This is a genomic window from Proteus sp. G4415 (genome assembly GCF_963896075.1).
Classification (GTDB): domain Bacteria; phylum Pseudomonadota; class Gammaproteobacteria; order Enterobacterales; family Enterobacteriaceae; genus Proteus; species Proteus mirabilis.
The window spans coordinates 17,836-40,530 of record NZ_CAWQOK010000075.1 but is presented as its reverse complement, the minus strand read 5'-3'; the positions used below and the strand labels follow the sequence as shown (position 1 = coordinate 40,530).

Here is a 22,695-nt window from a genome sequence, read left to right as displayed (position 1 = left end):
CACATAACACGTATCTCTTAGGTAAGGAGGTGATCCAACCGCAGGTTCCCCTACGGTTACCTTGTTACGACTTCACCCCAGTCATGAATCACAAAGTGGTAAGCGCCCTCCCGAAGGTTAAGCTACCTACTTCTTTTGCAACCCACTCCCATGGTGTGACGGGCGGTGTGTACAAGGCCCGGGAACGTATTCACCGTAGCATTCTGATCTACGATTACTAGCGATTCCGACTTCATGGAGTCGAGTTGCAGACTCCAATCCGGACTACGACAGACTTTATGAGTTCCGCTTGCTCTCGCGAGGTCGCTTCTCTTTGTATCTGCCATTGTAGCACGTGTGTAGCCCTACTCGTAAGGGCCATGATGACTTGACGTCATCCCCACCTTCCTCCGGTTTATCACCGGCAGTCTCCTTTGAGTTCCCACCATTACGTGCTGGCAACAAAGGATAAGGGTTGCGCTCGTTGCGGGACTTAACCCAACATTTCACAACACGAGCTGACGACAGCCATGCAGCACCTGTCTCAGCGTTCCCGAAGGCACTCCTCTATCTCTAAAGGATTCGCTGGATGTCAAGAGTAGGTAAGGTTCTTCGCGTTGCATCGAATTAAACCACATGCTCCACCGCTTGTGCGGGCCCCCGTCAATTCATTTGAGTTTTAACCTTGCGGCCGTACTCCCCAGGCGGTCGATTTAACGCGTTAGCTCCAGAAGCCACGGTTCAAGACCACAACCTCTAAATCGACATCGTTTACAGCGTGGACTACCAGGGTATCTAATCCTGTTTGCTCCCCACGCTTTCGCACCTGAGCGTCAGTCTTTGTCCAGGGGGCCGCCTTCGCCACCGGTATTCCTCCACATCTCTACGCATTTCACCGCTACACATGGAATTCTACCCCCCTCTACAAGACTCTAGCCAACCAGTTTCAGATGCAATTCCCAAGTTAAGCTCGGGGCTTTCACATCTGACTTAATTGACCGCCTGCGTGCGCTTTACGCCCAGTAATTCCGATTAACGCTTGCACCCTCCGTATTACCGCGGCTGCTGGCACGGAGTTAGCCGGTGCTTCTTCTGCGGGTAACGTCAATTGATAAGGGTATTAACCTTATCACCTTCCTCCCCGCTGAAAGTACTTTACAACCCTAAGGCCTTCTTCATACACGCGGCATGGCTGCATCAGGCTTGCGCCCATTGTGCAATATTCCCCACTGCTGCCTCCCGTAGGAGTCTGGGCCGTGTCTCAGTCCCAGTGTGGCTGATCATCCTCTCAGACCAGCTAGAGATCGTCGCCTAGGTGAGCCTTTACCCCACCTACTAGCTAATCCCATATGGGTTCATCCGATAGTGCAAGGTCCGAAGAGCCCCTGCTTTGGTCCGTAGACATTATGCGGTATTAGCCACCGTTTCCAGTAGTTATCCCCCTCTATCGGGCAGATCCCCATACATTACTCACCCGTCCGCCGCTCGTCAGCAAGAAAGCAAGCTTTCTCCTGTTACCGCTCGACTTGCATGTGTTAGGCCTGCCGCCAGCGTTCAATCTGAGCCATGATCAAACTCTTCAATTAAAAGTGTTTGATGCTCAAAGAAATCGAAAACTTAGCTTATTCATTATATGAATTAACTTGTTAGTCACTCTTCAAGACTTGATACATCTAATTTTTTAGAAGATATTGTCTCTGCGAGTGCCCACACAGATTGTCTGATAATTTGTTAAAGAGCAGTGCAACTGTCGCTGCCGTTTCCGGTCTTCTGCGTTGTTGCGAGGAGGTGCATTCTACATCTTCCTCATTCAGTGTCAAGCGCTAATTTATCAGGCTTTTCACTTTTTATTTTGTTCTCTCAGCCGGTTCGCTTAGCGCCCTGTGCCGTGACAACGAGGACGCATTATAGGGAGTTTTCTGAGGCTGGCAATAGTTTTTTGAAAAAAAATGTTCAACAGCATATTTAATAATCAGAGCATCGATTTTAGCGCTATTTATAAACATTTATTGCTCAAAAAACAGATCAAATAGGTACTCTTCTCTTTGTTCTGTTCATTTACCTTTAAAAACACAAAACTGCAGGCATAAAAAAGAGGCCTATTCAGGCCTCTTTTTCAATTTAATGACATCTTCTATATATCATTACTATATATAAAGATACTTTATGACTGTTTTGCAATGATCTGATTGTCATCTAAGTCCAAGATAATTTCTTTACCCGGAACTAATTTACCCGACAAGATATCTTGCGCTAATGGGTTTTCAACCTCTTGCTGGATAGCACGTTTCAATGGACGAGCACCATAGATTGGGTCGAATCCAACTTCACCCAGTTTTTCTAATGCTGCTCCCGTAATAGTCACGTGATAACCACGCTCTTCTAAACGCTGATACAAACGACGTAATTGAATTTGAGCAATAGCGGCAATATTCTCTTTACCTAATGGATGGAATACCACTACCTCATCAATACGGTTAATAAATTCAGGTCTAAAGTGGTGACCAACAACATCCATAACAATAGTTTTCATTGCCGGATAATCAAGGGTACCGAAGCGCTCTTGAATTAAATCCGAGCCTAAGTTTGATGTCATAATGACTACGGTATTACGGAAATCAACGGTTCTACCTTGTCCATCTGTTAAACGGCCATCGTCTAATACCTGTAATAAAATATTAAACACATCAGGATGCGCTTTTTCTACCTCATCTAATAAGATGACAGAATAAGGACGGCGACGAACAGCTTCTGTTAGGTAACCACCCTCTTCATAGCCCACATATCCTGGAGGCGCCCCCACTAAACGTGAAACAGAGTGTTTCTCCATAAACTCAGACATATCGATACGCACCATCGCATCATCACTATCAAACAAGAAATCAGCGAGCGCTTTACACAATTCAGTTTTACCAACCCCGGTTGGCCCTAAGAATAAGAACGAACCAATTGGGCGATTTGGATCTGATAATCCAGCACGGCTACGACGAATTGCGTTAGAGACTGCATTTACCGCCTCATCTTGGCCGATAACGCGTCTATGTAATTCCTGTTCCATTCTTAACAGTTTTTCACGCTCCCCTTCTAACATTCTAGACACAGGGATACCTGTCCAACGTGCTAAGATTTCAGCGATTTCAGCATCTGTTACTTTGTTACGTAACAGTTTCATATGCTTATCTTCAGTTTTATTAGCTTCAGCAAGTTGTTTTTCTAAAGTAGGAATTTGACCATATTGGATCTCTGACATTTTTGCCAAATCACCACTACGACGAGCCTGCTCTAGTGCAATACGCGCTTGCTCTAATTCTGCTTTTATATGCTGAGTACCAGTAAGCTCTGCTTTTTCTGCTTTCCACTCTTCTTCTAAGCTAGAATACTCTTTCTCTTTTTCTGCAAGTTCTTCATTTAACATAGCTAAACGTTTCTTACTTGCATCATCAGATTCTTTTTGCAGTGCTTGCTGTTCAAGTTTTAGCTGAATAATTCTTCTATCCAGTCTATCTAATGCTTCTGGTTTTGAATCCATCTGCATACGTAGACTTGCACCAGCCTCATCGATTAAGTCAATTGCTTTATCTGGCAACATACGATCAGAAATATAACGATGAGACAAAGTAGCTGCTGCTACAATCGCCGGATCCGTAATTTGTACATGGTGATGCAATTCATAACGCTCTTTTAAACCACGCAAAATGGCGATGGTATCTTCTACCGTAGGCTCCGCCACATAAACTTTTTGGAAACGACGCTCTAAAGCCGCATCTTTTTCAATGTATTGGCGATACTCATCTAATGTAGTGGCGCCGACACAGTGTAATTCACCACGTGCCAAAGCAGGTTTCAACATGTTCCCTGCATCCATCGCACCATCAGCTTTACCAGCACCAACCATAGTATGTAATTCATCAATAAACAGAATGACACTACCTTCCTGTTTAGATAAATCATTTAATACCGCTTTTAAACGCTCTTCAAATTCACCACGATATTTAGCCCCTGCTAATAAAGATCCCATATCAAGTGAAAGCACACGTTTATTTTTTAAACCTTCAGGAACTTCTCCATTAACGATCCGTTGAGCTAAACCTTCAACAATCGCGGTTTTACCTACACCAGGCTCACCAATTAATACTGGGTTATTTTTAGTACGACGTTGTAATACCTGGATTGTTCTTCTTATTTCTTCATCACGTCCAATAACGGGGTCAAGCTTGCCTTGTTCTGCTCGTTCTGTTAAATCAACAGTATATTTTTTCAATGCTTGACGTTGGTCTTCTGCATTTTGATCGTTCACTGTTTCTCCACCACGTATTTTTTCAATGGCTAATTCTAAACTGGCTTTGTTAGCTCCGGCGGCTTTTAGCATATCAGCAACCTGACCACCGCTTTCCATGGCAGCTAAAAGAAAAAGTTCTGATGAAATAAATTCATCACCTTTTTTCTGAGCTAACTTATCGCATAAATTAAGATGTTTAATTAAATCGTTTGAAGGGTGAACTTCTCCACCAGCACCTTCCACTTTTGGTAATCGAGATAATGCATCATTAATTCTTTCATTAAATTGTGAGGCATTAACACCTGTGGATGTTAATAGTGGGCGAATAGAGCCACCTTGTTGATTAAATAACGCACTCAGTAAATGTATGGGTTCTATAAATTGATTATCGTTCCCAAGTGCCAATGACTGGGCGTCTGCGAGAGCTTGCTGGAATTTATTGGTTAATTTATCCAGACGCATAACACCTCCAAGTAAAATTCGATTTAAAATTTATCACTGGAGAATAGATGAGGTCATTTAGACAATATTCAAGCTCAAAATGACAATTTTGAGCAAAAATATTTGCCTATATTTGGGATAAGGAAGAATAAACGTTGGAGAGCGTCTATTTGATCCAGATTAATGAGGCCATACGTCCGGTAGTATGTTCACGTCGATAGGAGAAAAAGCGTGATTTATCGCTAACAGTACAAAAGTCCCCACCATAAATCTGATTTACCCCACTTTCCTGCAGAATTATTCTCGCTAACATATAAATATTAGCTAAGTATTTGCCATTGTGGGGAATAAATGCGCTATCAAAGGCAATATTTTTTTCTACAAAAGCGAGACGGACTTCTGCTCCTACTTCAAAAGCATTAGGGCCTATTGCTGGCCCTAACCACGCCATAATCTTCTCATTAGAGGCTTTAAATTGAGCGAGTGTCTGTTGTAATACACCTTGGCAAAGCCCGCGCCATCCACCATGGGCAGCGCCAACTTCCGTTCCATCAATGGTACTAAATAGCACAGGTAAACAATCTGCGGTCATGATAGCGCACACCTTATTAGCACTAGAGGTGTAAAGGGCATCGCCTTCAACGGTATGATTGTCTTGATTATCCAAATTAACCACCTCAATACCATGAACCTGTGTTAACCATAATGGCATTTCAGGTAATTGAGCTTGTTGACAAATGATACGTCTATTTTGTTCTACCAATAGCGCATCATCGCCCACATGCGCCCCTAAATTAAGGCTGTCATAAGGTGGCAAACTGACACCGCCAGTTCTTAATGTGCTACATGCGCCAATATTGTCAGGCTGTGGCCAATCAGGATAAATCAATGAGGTCATTTACCAGTCCATTTCATCTTTAAACTGTTCTGCGTCCACTTTTAGTACGCGAATAAGTTCTACCATATCATCAGGCAACGGTGCATGCCATTCCATTTCAATTCCGGTAATAGGATGATAAAGGCGTAACATTGTGGCATGTAGTGCTTGTCGGTCAAAGCGACGTAACGTCTCACGAAATTCTTCACTAGCCCCTTTCAAAGGACGCGGTCTACCACCATACAGTTGATCACCAATTAATGGATGATGGATATGAGCCATATGGACACGAATTTGGTGAGTTCGACCGGTTTCTAGACGCAAACGTAAGCGGGTATGGGCACGGAAATGTTCCATAACACGATAATGCGTCACCGCAGGTTTTCCCATTGGGTGCACTGCCATATGGGTACGTTTGGTGGGATGTCGAGAAATTGGCTCATTAACCAGCCCTCCTGCTGTCATCCTTCCTGTTGCAACCGCTTCATATTCACGGGTGATTTCGCGACGCTGTAATGCTTCTACCAAGTGAGTTTGAGCGGGAACTGTTTTTGCAACAACCATCAAACCTGTTGTATCTTTATCTAAACGATGAACAATACCAGCACGGGGAACATTAACAATCTCTGGATAACGATAAAGAAGTGCATTTAATACGGTGCCATCAGGATTACCTGCACCGGGATGAACAACAAGATCTCTTGGTTTATTAATCACCAAAATATCATCATCTTCATAGACGATATTTAACGGAATATTCTGAGGCTCCCAACGAACATCCTCTTCGATTAAGGCATCGACTTCAATTTTTTCACCGCCAAGCATTTTTTCTTTTGGCTTATTGATGATTTTATCGTTAACCTGCACTCTATTGTCTAAGATCCACTCTTTTATGCGTGATCTTGAATAATCAGGGAACAATTCGGCCAAAGCCTGATCTAAGCGTTGACCCAGCTGTGAATCTGCGACTGTAGCATTAAGTCGTATTTGTTGAGACATAAATAGTTTCTATATTAAGTTAGTATTTTGACGGCACAGCCGTTTCATTTAAAATGAGTTATAGTATAACCGATTTCAGGGAGCTTCACGGAGAGACTCCCAAACCTATTCAGAGGATAATCAATACGTGATGAGACGCATGAAATACCTAGTGGCAGCGGCCACTGTAAGCCTGTTACTTTCTGGCTGTTCTAGTTCAGACAAAGACGCAACTGCTGATATGTCTCCTTCTGAGCTTTATGCAACAAGCCAAGAAAAATTGCTAGATGGCAATTATGGAGCGGCTATCAAACAACTGGAGTCTCTCGATAATCGCTATCCTTTTGGTCCTTACTCACAACAAGTTCAGCTTGATCTGATTTATGCTTATTATAAATCAGCTGAGTTACCAATGGCGATTTCCGCTATTGACCGCTTTATGCGATTAAACCCAACCCATCCAAATATTGACTATGTTCTATATATGCGTGGGTTAACCGCTCAGGCATTAGATGATAGTGCATTACAAGGATTCTTTGGTATTGATCGCTCAGACCGTGATCCTCAGCATGCTAGAGTGGCTTTCAAAGACTTTAGCCAGTTAGTTCGCTACTATCCTGATAGCCTCTACACAGCAGATGCCACAAAGCGTCTTGTTTTTCTTAAAAACCGTTTAGCGAAATATGAACTCTCTGTTGCGAAATTCTATACCAAACGAGGGGCTTATGTCGCGGTTATTAATCGAGTTGAACAAATGATGCGTGATTATCCAGATACCGAAGCTACACGTGAAGCGCTTGTGTATATGGAAAATGCCTACAAAAAACTAGGCTTAACTCAAGAAGCAGATAAAGTTGCCTCACTGATTGCAGCCAACCCTGCTTAAACATTTTTACTATCAAAAACAGCAGCCTAGCGCTGCTGTTTTTTTATGCTAATTCAAAGGCTAAAAACTTACTTTTCATCAGACCAACCCTCTTAATATGAACGAATAAACACGACTCTACAAGCACTCTTTTTCAGCTATTTATCATTTGTCACGTTTCTATTACTTGTTATATAAACTTCTAACAAAAAGTGATCTTGATCATGTTTTAAATTGTGTATCACGATATTCTGAACCTATCCAAGATGGAGTAATAAAGAGGTAACTATATGATTATAAATATCACTAGCAAACAAATGGACATTACCCCAGCACTACGTGAACACATTGAAAGCCGTTTAACTAAACTTAACAAATGGCAGGTAAATTTAATCAACCCTCATATTATTCTCACTAAGGATCCAAAAGGTTTTAGTGTTGATGCAAGTATTCATACTCCGAATGGACAACTTGTAGCAAACGCACAACATGTTGATATGTATGCGGCAATTAATGATCTCTTGGCAAAATTGGAACGTCAATTAAATAAAGTTCAGCATAAAAATGAGTCTCGACGTGCGGCCAATAGCTTAAAAGAAGAAAATTTACTCGTAAATGAAATATAAGTAGTGAAGCTTGATTAAAAATTAGAATAATTCACTGACTCAAAACGCCTCTGCGCATCCTCGTGATGCGCTTTTTATTGTATTTTTCTTGACTCCTCACCCATCATCATGTTTGATAGCTATATGTTAAATAGTTAATCAATCCATATAATGATGACTCACTCTTTTTTGCCATTCTTCTTTTTCTTTTTACTCTATTCTTAAAGAGGCTTTGTTTATTTCAGAAAGAAAAGTAAGAACGACAATAGCCTCCAAAATGGAGGCTTTTTTATTTAAAATGGTACGATACAAAAGTATAGGGCACTAACATGGAAAAACTCGATTTATTAGCAATCAGAGATAAAATCACTGCGCTAGATTCTGAACTACTTTCACTATTAGCTCAAAGACGCCAATTATCGACTGAAGTTGCCCAATTTAAATTAAATACCCACCGCCCTATTCGAGATAAAAACCGTGAGCGTGAACTGCTTGAACTATTAATCGAAAAAGGGAAAAACGTTGGATTAGATGGCTTTTATATCAGCCGTATTTTCCAAATGATCATCGAAGATTCGGTGCTCACGCAGCAAGCCATTTTACAGCAACACCTTAATGCGACTGCAAATGAATCTGCAAGAATTGCTTATTTAGGCCCTAAAGGTTCTTATTCTCATATTGCCGCTCGCCAATATGCAGCCCGCCATTTTGATACTTTTGTTGATTGCACTTGCCATAAATTTGAAGATATTTTTACACTGGTAGAAACAGGACAAGCGGATTACGGTTTACTACCTATTGAAAACACCAGCTCTGGTGCAATTAATGATGTTTATGATTTACTACAAACCACCTCGCTGTCGATTGTTGGCGAAATTCGTATTCCGATAAACCATGCTTTATTAACAGCAGTTAAGAGTAGCCTAGAAGAATTACACACTATTTATAGCCATCCACAACCATTCCAACAGTGCAGTCACTATTTAAATCAATACCCTCACTGGAAAATTGAATATTGTGAAAGCACAGCTGCGGCAATGGAAAAAGTTGCATTAGCACAATCTCCCCATGTAGCCGCTATTGGCAGTGAAGCTGGCGGATCGCTTTATAATTTAACACCACTTGCTAGTAATTTAGCTAATCAACAAATTAATGTTACTCGTTTTATTGTGATTGCCCGTAAACCTATTGATGTATCAGAACAAGTACCTGCAAAAACCACCTTTTTAATGGCAACGGGGCAACAAGCAGGGGCATTAGTTGATGCTTTAATTACCTTAAAACAATACAGCATTATTATGACTAAATTAGAGTCTCGCCCAATAAATGGTACACCTTGGGAAGAGATGTTTTATATTGATGTACAAGCTAATTTACGGGATATCAATATGCAAAAAGCATTACATGACTTATCAAAAACATCTCGTTCACTCAAAGTATTAGGATGCTATCCTTCAGAAAATATTGTACCCGTTGAAATACAATAGCTTATTACCCTACTATATAACCAAAAGCCAGATAGCTTATTGTTATCTGGCTTTTCTACTTTTATGACTCTATTCCCAGGATAATTTAGCTAATTATAAAAAACCATACATAGCAGCAAATACCCAGCCAAAAATACAAGAAACAGTAACACCAATTAATCCCGGTAAAATAAAGCTATGATTAATAACAAAACGACCTATACGTGTTGTTCCTGAACGGTCAAATTGGATAGCGGCTAAATCACTGGGGTAAGTAGGAAGAATATAATAGCCATAGCACGCCGGTGCTGAAGCAACAATATAGGCAGGATCAATACCAATACCTAAAGCCAAGGGGACTATTGCGGCTAATGCGGCGGCTTGTGAATTAACAAACTTAGAAACAAGTAATAAGACAACGGCATAAGCCCAAGGATACTCACGAACTAATTGTCCTAATGCAGCTTCTATTTCTTTCATATGTGCAGAGAACATGGTTTCTGCCATCCAAGCAATACCATAGACCGCAACAATGGCTATCATACCGGAGCGAAAAACTTCATTTTTAGAAATAAGTGAAGGATTAGTTTTACAAATAATAATAATAGAAGCGCCCGCTAATAACATAAACATTTGAATAACTAATACCATAGATAATGGTTTATTATTAAATACGGGACGTAATTCAGAAAATGCACCTAATACAGCAACAACCGCAATCGCACCTAAGAATATCCACATTGCTACCCAATTTTTCATTGGTAATTTTTTATCTAACAATGTTGCAGTATCACCATAAACGTAATCATGATTCTCTGGTACGGAAATAAAATCTTGGAAGCGCTGATCTTTATCTAACTCTTTACCTCTAAACCAGCTAAAAATCCCAATGGCTAAAATACCAATAAAGGTTGATGGAATGGTAATCGCTAATAAATCTAAAAACTCAAGATGCTTACCATTAAAAGTGACATTACCTAACATTGCCACTAAGGTGACGACCGCAACAGATACGGGACTTGCGATAATTCCCATTTGTGAACCAATGGTACTGGCTGCCATCGGTCTTTCTGGACGAATATTATTTTTAATCGATACATCATAGATAATAGGCAAAATGGTATAAACCACATGTCCAGTACCACATAATATAGTCAGGGTACAGGTAACGAGAGGTGCAACAATAGAAATATACTTCGGATTTTTTCTTAATAATTTTTCAGCTATTTGCAACATAACATCTAAACCACCTGATGCTTGTAATGTTGCAGATGCAGAGACAACAGCAATAATCACTAACATTACATCGACAGGCGGTTTACCCGGAGGTAAATTAAAAATAAAGACTAAAATAACCAGCCCCACTCCGCCTAATAGACCTAATGCAATTCCCCCTTTCCTTGCTCCATAAAATAAACAAACTAATATAATGGCTAGTTGTATTATAAAATCCATCATTAACCCCTTAAAAAACGCATCGGAATAGAAATAAAAAATAATACAATTAAATCGTTAGCACTTTTTGCAAAAAAACAACGTCGACCAATATAATTTACGGCATCTGTTATAGGTATTTTTTTGATCGTTGTTATAGTTTTAATATCCGTTAATTATTTTATGCAAATTTAAGATCTCACCAACAAATAGCTTAAAAAGAAAAGACATTCTTGAACATTTATCATTAACTAATTAAACCCATAGACAACAATTACATAACAAATAAATTAAAAATAATATAATGTTGTCATTATTAGGTGATTACTAAAAATAGAAATTTCATTCATTTTTTCTAAATGTATATTGGTTTTATTCATTGTGAATATTGAATAAGTAAGGAATAGATATGCATACAATTATCATGCTACTGCTAGGTTTGAGCTATTTGAATTTCGTTGATAGTGCTCATAAAGGAAAAGGCTATTACTCCTATTCATTAGATCACCATATAAGTTCAACTCGCTGTACCGTAAGCCCATGCCCCGATCCGAAAGATTATTAAGTTATACCTATCAACGTTAGGAGAAGAAAATGAAGAAATTAATTATTTTTATACTATCAAGTTTATTCGCTTTTTATGCTAGCGCTTATACTTGGGATAATAAAATCAAAGATACCAGCACTGTTAATCAGTATTGTCAACATAATAGCAATACTCAACAATCTACTCGCTGTGTTTGGCCCCCTTGTGATGATGAGTGGTAATATTTATCGCAAGATATAACATATAAAATAAAAAACGAATAACATAACCTGTCATTCGTTTTTCTTACTATAAGTATTAGGTATAGCGTTTATGTATATTTATACTAAATCCGGCTATCATTGGCTTTTTGTAATAACGCACCACTCTCTTTCATAAATTGTGAAGCATAATCACCGAACCAATCACTTACATTATTAAATGAGCCAATAAATTCATCTTTTGTGTTTATATCTAATAAGGCTATAGCTTCACCTAATGAATGATGATATCTACGGATCAAGTTAATGTTTTCTTGTGAAGATAAAATAATATCGGCATATAATTGTGGATCTTGAGCAAAGAGCCTACCAATCATCGCTAGCTCTAAACGATAGATGGGAGAAGATAATCTTAATAAACTGGCTAAATCGACATTCTCTTTCACCAAATGTTGCCCATATGCAAAAGTAGTAAAATGTCGCAATGCTTGGATAAAACTCATATTTTTATCGTGCTCTTGTGCAGTAATAGCCTCTACTCTTGCTCCCCACACCATAAGTTGCTCAAGCAACCACTCAAAATGTGATAAATCTCGCCCTTCACAATAAGCGATAACTTGTTTTGCTAAACTTGGCACATCTGGACCAAACATTGGATGTAGTCCTAAAACAGGGCCATTATGTGCTTTTAACATCGCCTCTAAAGGCGCTTGCTTGATTGAGGCTAAATCTACCAATAAACAATTTTCTGGCAAGGGCGGTAATTGCTCAATAACATCAACCGTTAAATGGATTGGGACACTGATTATCACCATACCGGCATCCGCAAAAATAGCCGGAGATTTACTTTGCCACTCATCCGCTTCAAGACTTTCCACTTGATAGCCAGAAAGTGTAAAGAGACGAGAAAAAAGCCTCCCCATTTTTCCGTTCCCCCCCACAATGACAATTTTGCCTAATTGGGGATTAAGTGTTTTAAAGCCTTTATCATTTTCTTTGCTATATGACTCTCTCATTACTCGACGTAAAACATCTTCAATTAAATCAGCAGAAATACCCATTTTTTCTGCTTCATTACGTCGAGAAGCAAGCATTGCGGCTTCTCTATCTGGTGCATAGATAGGTAACCCGTGGCGATTTTTAACTTCTCCCACTTCTGCTACCAATTGCATTCTTTTGGCGAGTAAAGAAAGCAATGTTTTATCCACCTGATCAATTTGCTCTCGCAAATTTTGTAATTCTTCAGCCATCTATGCTTGCCTCTTCTTATTAAAGTGTTATTGGGTTAGCTAACTTTTCTTAGTTGCGCTGCACGCTGTGCTAAAACTGGCGAAATTTGCTGATGCAGATTTCTTAACACCGATTCAGTGGTTTCCCAGCTAATACATGCATCAGTAACAGAAACACCGTACTTCATCTCACTACGGGGCTGCTCTGATGACTGATTGCCTTCATTAATATGGCTTTCTAACATAATTCCTGTTATTGATTGATTACCTTTTTTAATTTGCTCAATCACTGAATCAACCACGACAGATTGACGACGAAAATCTTTATTTGAATTACCATGACTACAATCAATCATCAATGATGGTGTTAATCCCGCTTTTATCATATGAGCTTCACATAACGCGACATCTTCTTCATGGTAATTAGGTTTCTTACCCCCACGCAAAATAACATGTCCATCAGGATTGCCTTGTGTTTGTAATAAACAGACTTGTCCTGATTGATTAATGCCCATAAAACGATGTGGCATAGAAGCCGCTTTCATCGCATTAATAGCCGTATCTAAATTACCATCTGTACCATTTTTAAAACCGACAGGCATTGATAAACCTGATGCCATTTCACGATGGGTCTGAGATTCGGTCGTTCTTGCCCCAATAGCTGACCAACTAAATAAATCACCTAAGTATTGAGGATTGTTAGGATCTAAGGCTTCCGTAGCTAAAGGTAAACCTAACTGAACCAACTCTGTTAATAGTTTACGGGCAATATGTAAGCCTTTTTCCATCTCAAAACTGCCATCCATAAACGGATCACTAATTAAACCTTTCCAACCAACTGTTGTACGAGGTTTTTCAAAATAGACACGCATCACAATATACAGACTATCACTTAACTCAGACGCTAAGACTTTTAGACGTTTTGCGTAATCTAACGCAACATCGACATCATGAATAGAACAAGGGCCACATACCACTAATAAACGCGGATCACGACGTTGAACAATTTCAGAAATAGTTTGACGTGATTGAGTAATGGCATGCAGATCATTACGACTCAACGGGTATTTTTGTTTTAACTCTTCCGGCGTAATTAACACCAGCTCTTCGCTGATGTTGACATTATTGAGTGCGTCTTTTTGCATGATCATAATCTTTACCTTTTTTATGTCTGTCATTGTGATTTTTGTGTGTCTAAACGATAAGATAACATGCAATGTAAAGAAATCAATCCATATTTTCAATAAAAAAGGCATAAACGTAATAATATGTTTACATTATAGAGATATTATTAAATTTATTTTTATAAATCAATGTATTATCAATATAAAAACAACACAAAAAAATGTGATTAAGATAAAACAAAAATAGCAGACTGTAATTTTAATTTTACACCCGCAAGAAATTGGCCTTCACCTAGCAGATGAAACGACTTTATAAGAGATGTTATTTAATGATGAGAAAAATAGGCAAGGAGGTGAGTTATTGTCGAGTGCTTATAAAAAGATAGAAGACATTAGAGGAAATAGAGCAGGTTATAGTCAAAAAAAGGCCAGCTGATGCTGGCCTTTTAACCATAACTTTCGGATGTGCGAAAGCGTATTATTTAGCGTTAAGACGCTCTTTAATACGTGCAGCCTTACCTGAACGCTCACGCAGGTAGTACAGTTTAGCTTTACGAACCGCACCACGACGTTTAACTGTGATGCTATCTACGACTGGGGAGTGAGTTTGGAATACACGCTCAACACCTTCGCCATTAGAAATTTTACGAACAGTAAATGCAGAGTGCAGACCGCGGTTACGAATAGCGATAACCACGCCCTCGAATGCCTGCAGACGTTTTTTAGAACCTTCAACGACCCATACCTTAACTTCTACATTATCGCCTGGACGAAATGAAGGTACATCTTGCTTCATTTGTTCTTGTTCGATTTGTTTAATAATATTGCTCATAATAACTCTCTTACCCTAGGTAAACTGATATTAATGACACTTTGTGTCAGACTTACTCTGCTGTTCTTTGCAAATGTTCCTGCTGGAATTCTGCTAACAGCACTCTTTGCTCGTCAGTCAGAGCTAGGCTTTCCAGAAGCTCAGGTCTTCTTAGCCAGGTCCGGCCCAGCGATTGTTTCATACGCCAGCGATTAATATGAGCGTGATTACCAGACAGTAACACTGCCGGAACCGCCATACCATCTAACACCTCTGGACGAGTATAGTGAGGATGATCCAGTAATCCTTCTGCAAAAGAGTCTTCTTTCGCCGAAGCCGCATGTCCAAGAACACCAGGAACAAAACGTGCTACTGCATCTATCATTATCATGGCAGGGAGTTCCCCACCACTTAATACGTAATCACCAACAGACCACTCTTCATCGATTTCGGTCTGAATGACACGCTCATCTATTCCTTCGTATCGACCGCAAACCAGAATTAATTTCTCATTTGTAGCCAATTCGCAAACACCTTGTTGATCGAGTTTGCGCCCTTGAGGTGATAAATAAATCACCTTTGCACCATCACCTGCCGCAGCTTTTGCTTGATGAATAGCTTCCCTTAACGGTTGTACCATCATCAACATACCGGGACCACCGCCATAAGGGCGATCATCTACTGTATGATGTCTGTCATAAGTGAAATCTCGGGGATCCCAACATTCCACATTCAGCAGACCATGCTTCACTGCCCGACCAGTCACCCCGTACTCGGTTATAGCGCGGAACATTTCAGGAAATAGGCTAATTACCCCAATCCACATTTGCACTGTCCCACTGTTGAGAACCGTTAACCGGAGAATCTAAAAACCAGGATCCCAATCAACGATAATTTTTTTCGCTGAGAGATCGACTTTCTTGATAACCTGCCCATCAAGAAACGGAACTAACCGCTCCCTGACACCGAATGCATCTTTCAGATTTGCTTTGATTACCATGACGTCATTTGAGCCCGTTTCCATCATGTCGTTAACGACACCTAAATCGTAGCCCTTGTCAGTTTCTACCTGACAACCCATCAGATCTTTCCAGTAATACTCACCGTCTAGATCAGGAAGTTGTGTAGCACTTACGACAATTTCAAAATTAGTCAAAATATTTGCAGCATCTCTGTCGTCAATACCTTTTAGCTTGACGATAATATCTTGATTGTGGTGTTTCCAAGTTTCTATCTCAATGGATTCCCATTGACCATGTCGTTGAATAAACCACGGTTGATATTCAAAAATGTTTTCGGCATGTTCGGTGGAAGAAAAAACTCTGAGCCAACCACGGATCCCGTAAGGTGAGCCCAACTTACCCATAACAATAGGTTCTACAGGCTCTTTAAAGGTTTTTTGTTCGCTCATTGTTACCACCGCGACAGATTAAGCGCTTTTCTTCGCTGATTTGATCAGGCCAGCAACACGTTCTGAAACAGTTGCGCCTTGAGCAACCCAATGTTCAACACGGTCTACGTCTAAACGTAATTCTTCTGCATTACCGGTTGCCAGTGGGTTATAAAAACCTACACGTTCAATAAAACGACCATCACGCGCATTGCGGCTATCGGTCACGACTACTTGGTAAAACGGACGCTTTTTTGCGCCGCCACGAGCTAAACGAATTGTTACCATAACATCCTCATTAGTTAACAAAACAACCAGACCCCATCGAGGAATGGCGTCCGGTTGTCATATAAAAAGCCCGAAAAGTTTACTCACTTTGGCGAAAAAAGCAATCCAAAGCGACGTTTTTTTCGGACTTTTTGCTTTTAGCGACCTGGAAAGCCTGGTGGCATCATACCTTTCATGCCACGCATCATCTTAGCCAAGCCGCCCTTCTTCATCTTTTTCATCATACGTTGCATATCATCAAACTGCTTTAATAAGCGGTTGACGTCTTGCACTTGTGTTCCCGATCCCATCGCAATACGACGTTTACGAGAACCTTTGATGATTTCAGGTTTTTGGCGCTCTTTTTTCGTCATTGAGCTAATAATAGCTTCCATTTTGACTAAAATTGAGTCGTCCATTTGTGATTTCACCGCATCAGGCACCTGAGACATGCCGGGCATTTTACTTAGCATACTCGCCATGCCCCCCATGTTTTTCATTTGCTTTAACTGATCTAAGAAATCATTTAAATCAAAACCGTCCCCTTTTTTTAGTTTAGTTGCCAGCTTTTCAGCTTGCGCTCGGTCAACTTTACTTTCGATATCTTCAATTAATGAAAGAACATCGCCCATGCCTAAAATACGTGAGGCAATACGATCGGGATGGAAAGGTTCTAATGCTTCTGTTTTTTCACCAACACCGAGGAATTTAATTGGTTTCCCTGTGATATGACGAATAGATAATGCGGCACCACCACGAGCATCACCATCAACTTTAGTTAATACCACCCCTGTTAAAGGGAGTGCTTCATTAAAGGCTTTTGCGGTGTTAGCAGCATCTTGCCCTGTCATTGCATCAACAACGAATAGGGTTTCTACTGGATTGATTGCTTTATGAAGAAGTTGGATCTCCTCCATCATGCCTTCATCAACATGTAAACGACCCGCAGTATCCACCAGCAATACATCATAAAATTGGAGCTGAGCATGTTTTAACGCATTGCTAGCAATGGTGACGGGATTTTCTTGTACCGTTGAAGGGAAAAAGTCAATACCAACCGTTTCGGCTAAGGTTTCCAGTTGTTTAATCGCTGCGGGACGATAGACGTCAGCAGAAACTACTAATACTTTCTTCTTCTTTTTCTCTTTTAAAAATTTACCAAGTTTAGCAACACTTGTCGTTTTACCCGCCCCCTGTAAACCAGCCATTAATACCACGGCAGGTGGCTGAGCTGAAAGGTCAAGATCGTTATTGACCTCTCCCATCGCATTTACCAGCTCATTTTGTACAATTTTGACAAATTCCTGACCTGGGGTCAGACTTTTGTTAACTTCATGACCTACTGCACTCTCTTTGACACGTGCAATAAACTCACGAACCACGGGCAAAGCCACATCAGCTTCTAATAAAGCCATACGCACTTCGCGCAGTGTGTCTTTAATGTTTTCTTCGGTCAGTCGGCCTCTGCCGCTGATATTGCGCAATGTGCGCGATAATCTGTCACTTAAATTCTCAAACATTATCTTAGCTCAGTGTTAAAGTTGGGCTTGTCTGTCGTCTATTTCATCGATTATATCACGATGACGCGCAGATCTCTGCATAGAGATTTACGCTTAATGACTTCAATAGTTGGAGCGGAATTCACCTAGCGCTATACTAAGCAATTATGTACCCTATTATGTAAGCGAAACTATGCCCGTTATATCAATCTCTATCGTTGCTGTCTGCGCTTATTTACTCAGTCTGGTGTTTATTCTCCCCAGTTTGCTGAGAAAAGAGCAAAATGGATACCGTGGATTAGCGCTGCTTTTTGCGGTGGTCGCCCTTGTGACCCATGCTATCTCATTAAAATTTTTGATTTTCCGTCCACATAGCGGGCAAAATCTGTCACTCACCAATTTAGGGGCGGTGGTCAGTTTAATGGTCTGCGTTATCATGACCATTGTTGCTTCCCGTGGTAGAGCTTGGTTTTTGCTGCCTATTGTTTATTGCTTTTCCATAGTCAATCTCATTATTGCCGCCTTGATGCCAGGTGAGTTTGTCACCCACCTTGAAAGTAGCACATCGCTCTTTATTCATATTGGGCTTGCTTTATTAAGTTACGCCACTTTGTTAATTGCTGCTTTATATGCCTTACAACTCAGCTGGCTCGACTATCAACTAAAAAATAAGAAACTAAAATTTTCACCACAAATGCCACCATTAATGTCAATTGAACGTAAAATGTTTCATATTACCCAAGTGGGGGTAGTATTACTGACATTAACCTTGTGTACCGGCCTGTTATATATGGATAATATCTTTGGTAAAGAAAATATCCATAAATCAATATTTTCTATTATTGCGTGGTTTGTCTACATCATTTTATTATGGGGACACTTCCGTGAGGGTTGGCGTGGGAAAAAAGTGGTTATTTTTAACCTGATCGGTGCCATTATTTTGACATTAGCTTTTTTTGGTAATCGTTTATTGCAAGAGTTAATGCTTAATTAATCTTTTCATTTTAAGGTAGCAAAAGGAACTCAATTTTGGAGCATGTGTCGACAACAACGCTCATTATCATACTTATCGGTATGATCTTTGCCTCAGCCTATTTTTCAGGCACTGAAACTAGCATGATGACTATCAATCGTTATCGGCTACGCCACGCAGCCAAGCAAGGTAATCGCTCTGCCAAAAGAGTAGAAAAACTATTACAGCGTCCCGATAGATTGATTAGCTTAGTATTAATTGGTAATAACCTGATTAATATTGTCGCCTCCGCTCTCGCCACTATTGTAGGAATGCGTTTATATGGTGATGCAGGAGTAGCTATTGCAACAGGTGTATTAACCTTTGTCATTCTTATTTTTGCTGAGGTACTACCAAAATCTATCGCAGCGCTTTATCCAGAACGTTTCGCTTATCCAAGTAGCGTTCTTTTGTCACCTTTACAGAAAATCATGTTGCCCGTTGTGTGGTTTTTTAACCAAATTACCTTAGTGTTTATGCGCATTTTCGGTATTAAATCCCCCGTAATACAGGGTAATGCGGTATCAAAAGAAGAACTACGCACCATTGTGAATGAATCAAAATCGAAACTGTCACAGCGTAACCAAAATATGCTGATTTCTATTTTGGATTTAGAAAAAGTGACTATTGGCGATATTATGGTGCCGAGAAATGAAATTTTTGGTATTGATGTCAATGATGAGTGGAAATCCATTGTCAGACAGTTAACTCACTCCCCTCATGGGCGTATTGTCCTTTATCGTGATACCCTCGATGATGTCATTGGTATGCTACGAGTACGCGAAGCTTACCGCCTTATGACAGAGAAGAAAGAATTTACTAAACAAATTTTGATTAAAGCTGCTGATAAAATCTATTTTATCCCAGAAAGTACACCACTTAGCTTACAACTAGTTAATTTCCAACGTAATAATGAAAAAGCCGGTATTGTCGTCGATGAATATGGTGAAATTCAAGGATTAGTCACTGTTGAAGATATCCTAGAAGAGATTGTCGGTGATTTTACTACCTCAATGTCTCCTTCTTTAGCAGAAGAAGTGATCCCACAAAAAGATGGTTCACTATTAGTGGATGGCACAACTAATATCCGAGATATCAATAAAGCCTTTGCTTGCCATTTACCAGAAAATGAAGCACGAACAATTAATGGGGTTATTATTGAAGAGTTGGGTGATTTACCCGTAGTAGGTGCCAAAATAACGATTGATGGTTATGAATTTGAAGTGTTGGAAGTGCAAGACAATGTGATTAAGAAAGCCTTGATCCGCCATCTTACGCCCTCTCGTCACTAGCGATTATTAATAGCGGTTCAATGCAATTGGCGTTGACCGTTATGATAAATCACCCATCAAATTAAAAGAGACAACAAATCAAGATCAAATAGCTTGAGTTATTGTCTCTTTATCTATATAGCAACTGTAGCTAGATTTGTAACTCTTTGAGTTTGTCTTCTGGTAGTGCTAATTCATCATTATGATTAATGCCAATAGTGTGAGATAAAATGTCTCGTGCAATATCTTGAGCTTCAGCTAACGAGTGCATTTCATAAGTTCCGCATTGGTAGACATTAAGCTCAGGAATATGGTTTTGATCTTTAACCTTCAATACATCTTCCATAGCTGCCTTCCATGCATTAGCAACACGTTGCTCATCAGGCTGACCAATTAAGCTCATATAAAAGCCTGTACGACATCCCATTGGCGAAATATCGATGATCTCAACACCTTCACCATTTAAGTGATTACGCATGAAACCTGCAAATAAGTGCTCTAACGTATGAATTCCTTTCTCAGGCATGGCTTTTTTATTTGGGACAGTAAAGCGTAAGTCAAAAACGGTAATAGTATCACCAGAGGGTGTTTTCATCGTTTTAGCAACGCGTACCGCAGGTGCAGACATACGTGTATGGTCAACAGTAAAGCTATCCAATAACGGCATAAAAAACCTCCTAAGAAAATTTTTAAATATTTTTAAGAGAACATGAAACTTTCTGCGAGCGCCTCGGTCTTAGTAACGAATACGCGCAAAATGTTATCATCCCTATTTCTCTATAGAATTTATTCAGCCACACAAATTTTAGTGTGGCTTTTTTCTATCTGAGTTTTAAGAAGCCACACCATCATTATTTGGCCCAGCATGGAGCTTCAAATATTCATCGAAAGAAATGGTATCACTCTTTTCTAAGTCTGCCTGACGTTTAATAGATGAAATTCTCTCATGTTCAAAAGCATCATCTGTTAACACTTCATAAGCGGTATTGACTAATTGTTGATGATATTCTTCAGCTAAAGATAGACCATAACCGCCAATACCCTGTGCTTTAATTTTTTCTAATAATTTGCCAGAGAAGGTTAATTGCGGATTATCAAACATTTCCTCTAACTTAAGGCAAACTTCTAGATATTTAGTTCCAGAACAGCTATCTAATACCTTAGCTACGCGCTGTAAGTCAGCAAAAAGCGCTTTCCCCACTTGTGCTAATGGCTCTTTTCTTTCACCACAACCCATGCCAATAACTTGACCTGGCTTACGCCCTTCTAGAATAACGTTATTCCAATTTGCACGACAGCAGGCCAATTCTTCTGCATTCATTTCTGGTGCATCCGCTAATACACACCAAATCAAGAATAAATCTAAGAAACGAATTTGTGTTTCATCAACGCCGATAGGCGTAAATGGATTGATATCTAATGAGCGAACCTCGATATATTCGATACCACCACGTAATAATGCATCAGAAGGTGATTCATCCCCTTTGACTACGCGTTTAGGACGAATAGGCGCATATAATTCATTTTCAATTTGTAATACGTTAGTATTTAATTGAATATACTTACCGTCTTTCTTTACACCTAATTTAGCAAATTCTTCTGACGGTTTGTGAATGGCCTTTTTCAAACCTTTCACATAAGTCTCTAGATGATTAAAAGTAATATCTAAATCACTCTGTGACTTATTGGTATAGCCTAAATCACTTAAGCGCAACGAAGTTGCATAAGGTAAGTATTTTGCGCCTTTAGGGGTATTTTCAAAGGGTAAATTGGTTTTTCGACCTTTTAAGAATGAACCACAAATAGCTGGCGAAGCACCAAAGAAAAAAGGAATTATCCAACCAAAACGGTAGTAATTACGGATCAAACGTAAATAACCGTCTGAAATCGCCTCTTTACCTGTTTCTTCATCGGTGATATTTGCCCACGCTTGCCAAAATTCGATAGGTAACGAAAAATTGTAATGCACACCAGAAATAGTTTGCATTAACGCACCATAACGATTTTTCAGCCCTTCACGATATAACGTCTTAAAACGCCCAACATTAGAGGTACCAAATTGCGCTAATGTTATTTTATCTTCGGCTTCAATAAAGCAAGGCATACTCATCGGCCACATACGCTCATTGGTTAAATGACGTGCCGTATAGCGATGCAAATCACTTAAAAAATGTAAGGTGTGATCAATATTATCGTCAACAGGAGTAATAAACTCTAACAGAGACTCAGCAAAATCTGTCGTGATCCACTTGTGAGTGAGTGACTTACCTAGCTCGACAGGGTGTCCTGTAGCCGCTAAATGACCATCAGGAGTAACTCTTAAGGTTTCTCGCTCTATACCACGGTGGATACCACATAAAACTTTAGGATGGGCTTCCAACCAAGAAAGCGCTTTAGATACGTCCGGGATCAAAGGTGACC

20 protein-coding genes, 1 rRNA gene and 1 other annotated feature are annotated in these 22,695 nt (G+C 39.9%); of the genes, 7 read left to right on the top strand and 14 right to left on the bottom strand.

Annotated elements, in window-relative coordinates; genetic code table 11:
• Window positions 1-22: 22 nt before the first annotated feature.
• The 4 genes from AACU95_RS09750 to rluD form a co-directional block, all read right to left on the bottom strand.
• Window positions 23-1,565: ribosomal RNA gene (locus AACU95_RS09750) — 16S ribosomal RNA — on the bottom strand.
• A 578-nt stretch (window positions 1,566-2,143) separates the two neighbouring features.
• Window positions 2,144-4,720, bottom strand: a complete 2,577-nt coding sequence (gene clpB, locus AACU95_RS09745; protein ID WP_004244758.1) for an ATP-dependent chaperone ClpB — start codon at window positions 4,718-4,720, stop codon at window positions 2,144-2,146.
• A 145-nt stretch (window positions 4,721-4,865) separates the two neighbouring features.
• On the bottom strand, window positions 4,866-5,597 hold the full coding sequence (gene yfiH / locus AACU95_RS09740; RefSeq protein ID WP_046335091.1) for a purine nucleoside phosphorylase YfiH: 732 nt from the start codon (window positions 5,595-5,597) through the stop codon (window positions 4,866-4,868).
• Window positions 5,598-6,575, bottom strand: a complete 978-nt coding sequence (gene rluD / locus AACU95_RS09735; RefSeq protein ID WP_004244761.1) for a 23S rRNA pseudouridine(1911/1915/1917) synthase RluD — start codon at window positions 6,573-6,575, stop codon at window positions 5,598-5,600.
• Between the two features lie 130 nt (window positions 6,576-6,705).
• On the opposite strand from rluD, the gene bamD reads away from it, so the two are divergent.
• The 3 genes from bamD (at window position 6,706) to pheA (ending at window position 9,511) form a co-directional block, all read left to right on the top strand.
• Entirely contained in the window at window positions 6,706-7,440 is a 735-nt protein-coding gene (gene bamD / locus AACU95_RS09730) for an outer membrane protein assembly factor BamD (protein ID WP_012367573.1), read from the top strand.
• 269 nt (window positions 7,441-7,709) lie between these two features.
• The gene (raiA, locus tag AACU95_RS09725) at window positions 7,710-8,045 is read left to right on the top strand and encodes a ribosome-associated translation inhibitor RaiA (RefSeq protein WP_004244763.1); all 336 of its coding nucleotides are present in this window, start codon (window positions 7,710-7,712) and stop codon (window positions 8,043-8,045) included.
• Window positions 8,046-8,200: 155 nt separating this feature from the next.
• Window positions 8,201-8,318 (top strand) — a sequence feature (Phe leader region).
• 35 nt (window positions 8,319-8,353) lie between these two features.
• Window positions 8,354-9,511: a bifunctional chorismate mutase/prephenate dehydratase gene (gene pheA, locus AACU95_RS09720; RefSeq protein ID WP_004244764.1), complete on the top strand. Its 1,158-nt coding sequence runs from the start codon at window positions 8,354-8,356 to the stop codon at window positions 9,509-9,511.
• A 93-nt stretch (window positions 9,512-9,604) separates the two neighbouring features.
• Here pheA and AACU95_RS09715 read toward each other — a convergent pair whose 3' ends face one another.
• Window positions 9,605-10,945 carry an anaerobic C4-dicarboxylate transporter gene (locus tag AACU95_RS09715; RefSeq protein WP_036973372.1) on the bottom strand — a complete coding sequence of 447 codons (1,341 nt, stop codon included), beginning with the start codon at window positions 10,943-10,945 and terminating at the stop codon, window positions 9,605-9,607.
• A 388-nt stretch (window positions 10,946-11,333) separates the two neighbouring features.
• Here AACU95_RS09715 and AACU95_RS09710 point away from each other — a divergent pair, with 388 nt between their 5' ends.
• Both AACU95_RS09710 and AACU95_RS09705 read left to right on the top strand, forming a co-directional pair.
• A complete protein-coding gene (locus AACU95_RS09710) occupies window positions 11,334-11,489 on the top strand; it encodes a hypothetical protein (RefSeq protein ID WP_004247407.1) in 156 nt (51 codons plus the stop codon).
• Between the two features lie 29 nt (window positions 11,490-11,518).
• Window positions 11,519-11,692 carry a hypothetical protein gene (locus AACU95_RS09705; protein ID WP_004244766.1) on the top strand — a complete coding sequence of 58 codons (174 nt, stop codon included), beginning with the start codon at window positions 11,519-11,521 and terminating at the stop codon, window positions 11,690-11,692.
• A gap of 104 nt (window positions 11,693-11,796) precedes the next feature.
• Here AACU95_RS09705 and tyrA read toward each other — a convergent pair whose 3' ends face one another.
• The 7 genes from tyrA to ffh all read right to left on the bottom strand — a co-directional run bounded on the left by tyrA (window position 11,797) and on the right by ffh (window position 18,012).
• Entirely contained in the window at window positions 11,797-12,921 is a 1,125-nt protein-coding gene (tyrA, locus tag AACU95_RS09700; protein ID WP_004252261.1) for a bifunctional chorismate mutase/prephenate dehydrogenase, read from the bottom strand.
• Between the two features lie 35 nt (window positions 12,922-12,956).
• Window positions 12,957-14,051: a 3-deoxy-7-phosphoheptulonate synthase gene (locus AACU95_RS09695; protein ID WP_004247405.1), complete on the bottom strand. Its 1,095-nt coding sequence runs from the start codon at window positions 14,049-14,051 to the stop codon at window positions 12,957-12,959.
• Window positions 14,052-14,502: 451 nt separating this feature from the next.
• Window positions 14,503-14,856 (bottom strand): 50S ribosomal protein L19, encoded by a 354-nt coding sequence (rplS, locus tag AACU95_RS09690; protein WP_004244769.1) that lies wholly within the window; start codon window positions 14,854-14,856, stop codon window positions 14,503-14,505.
• A gap of 52 nt (window positions 14,857-14,908) precedes the next feature.
• Window positions 14,909-15,661, bottom strand: coding sequence for a tRNA (guanosine(37)-N1)-methyltransferase TrmD (gene trmD, locus AACU95_RS09685; RefSeq protein WP_004244770.1), 753 nt, complete (start codon window positions 15,659-15,661; stop codon window positions 14,909-14,911).
• Between the two features lie 39 nt (window positions 15,662-15,700).
• Entirely contained in the window at window positions 15,701-16,246 is a 546-nt protein-coding gene (gene rimM, locus AACU95_RS09680; protein ID WP_004244771.1) for a ribosome maturation factor RimM, read from the bottom strand.
• An 18-nt stretch (window positions 16,247-16,264) separates the two neighbouring features.
• Window positions 16,265-16,513, bottom strand: coding sequence for a 30S ribosomal protein S16 (gene rpsP / locus AACU95_RS09675; RefSeq protein WP_004244772.1), 249 nt, complete (start codon window positions 16,511-16,513; stop codon window positions 16,265-16,267).
• Window positions 16,514-16,650: 137 nt separating this feature from the next.
• On the bottom strand, window positions 16,651-18,012 hold the full coding sequence (gene ffh / locus AACU95_RS09670; protein WP_017827485.1) for a signal recognition particle protein: 1,362 nt from the start codon (window positions 18,010-18,012) through the stop codon (window positions 16,651-16,653).
• Between the two features lie 172 nt (window positions 18,013-18,184).
• Here ffh and AACU95_RS09665 point away from each other — a divergent pair, with 172 nt between their 5' ends.
• Window positions 18,185-18,985, top strand: a complete 801-nt coding sequence (locus AACU95_RS09665) for a cytochrome C assembly family protein (RefSeq protein ID WP_004244774.1) — start codon at window positions 18,185-18,187, stop codon at window positions 18,983-18,985.
• 35 nt (window positions 18,986-19,020) lie between these two features.
• Window positions 19,021-20,295, top strand: coding sequence for an HlyC/CorC family transporter (locus tag AACU95_RS09660; RefSeq protein WP_004247404.1), 1,275 nt, complete (start codon window positions 19,021-19,023; stop codon window positions 20,293-20,295).
• Window positions 20,296-20,425: 130 nt separating this feature from the next.
• Here the strand turns inward: AACU95_RS09660 and luxS are convergent, their stop codons facing one another.
• Together luxS and gshA are read right to left on the bottom strand one after the other, a co-directional pair.
• Window positions 20,426-20,941, bottom strand: coding sequence for an S-ribosylhomocysteine lyase (gene luxS / locus AACU95_RS09655; RefSeq protein WP_004244776.1), 516 nt, complete (start codon window positions 20,939-20,941; stop codon window positions 20,426-20,428).
• Between the two features lie 165 nt (window positions 20,942-21,106).
• Window positions 21,107-22,687 (bottom strand): glutamate--cysteine ligase, encoded by a 1,581-nt coding sequence (gene gshA / locus AACU95_RS09650; RefSeq protein ID WP_049217596.1) that lies wholly within the window; start codon window positions 22,685-22,687, stop codon window positions 21,107-21,109.
• Window positions 22,688-22,695 lie beyond the last annotated feature (8 nt).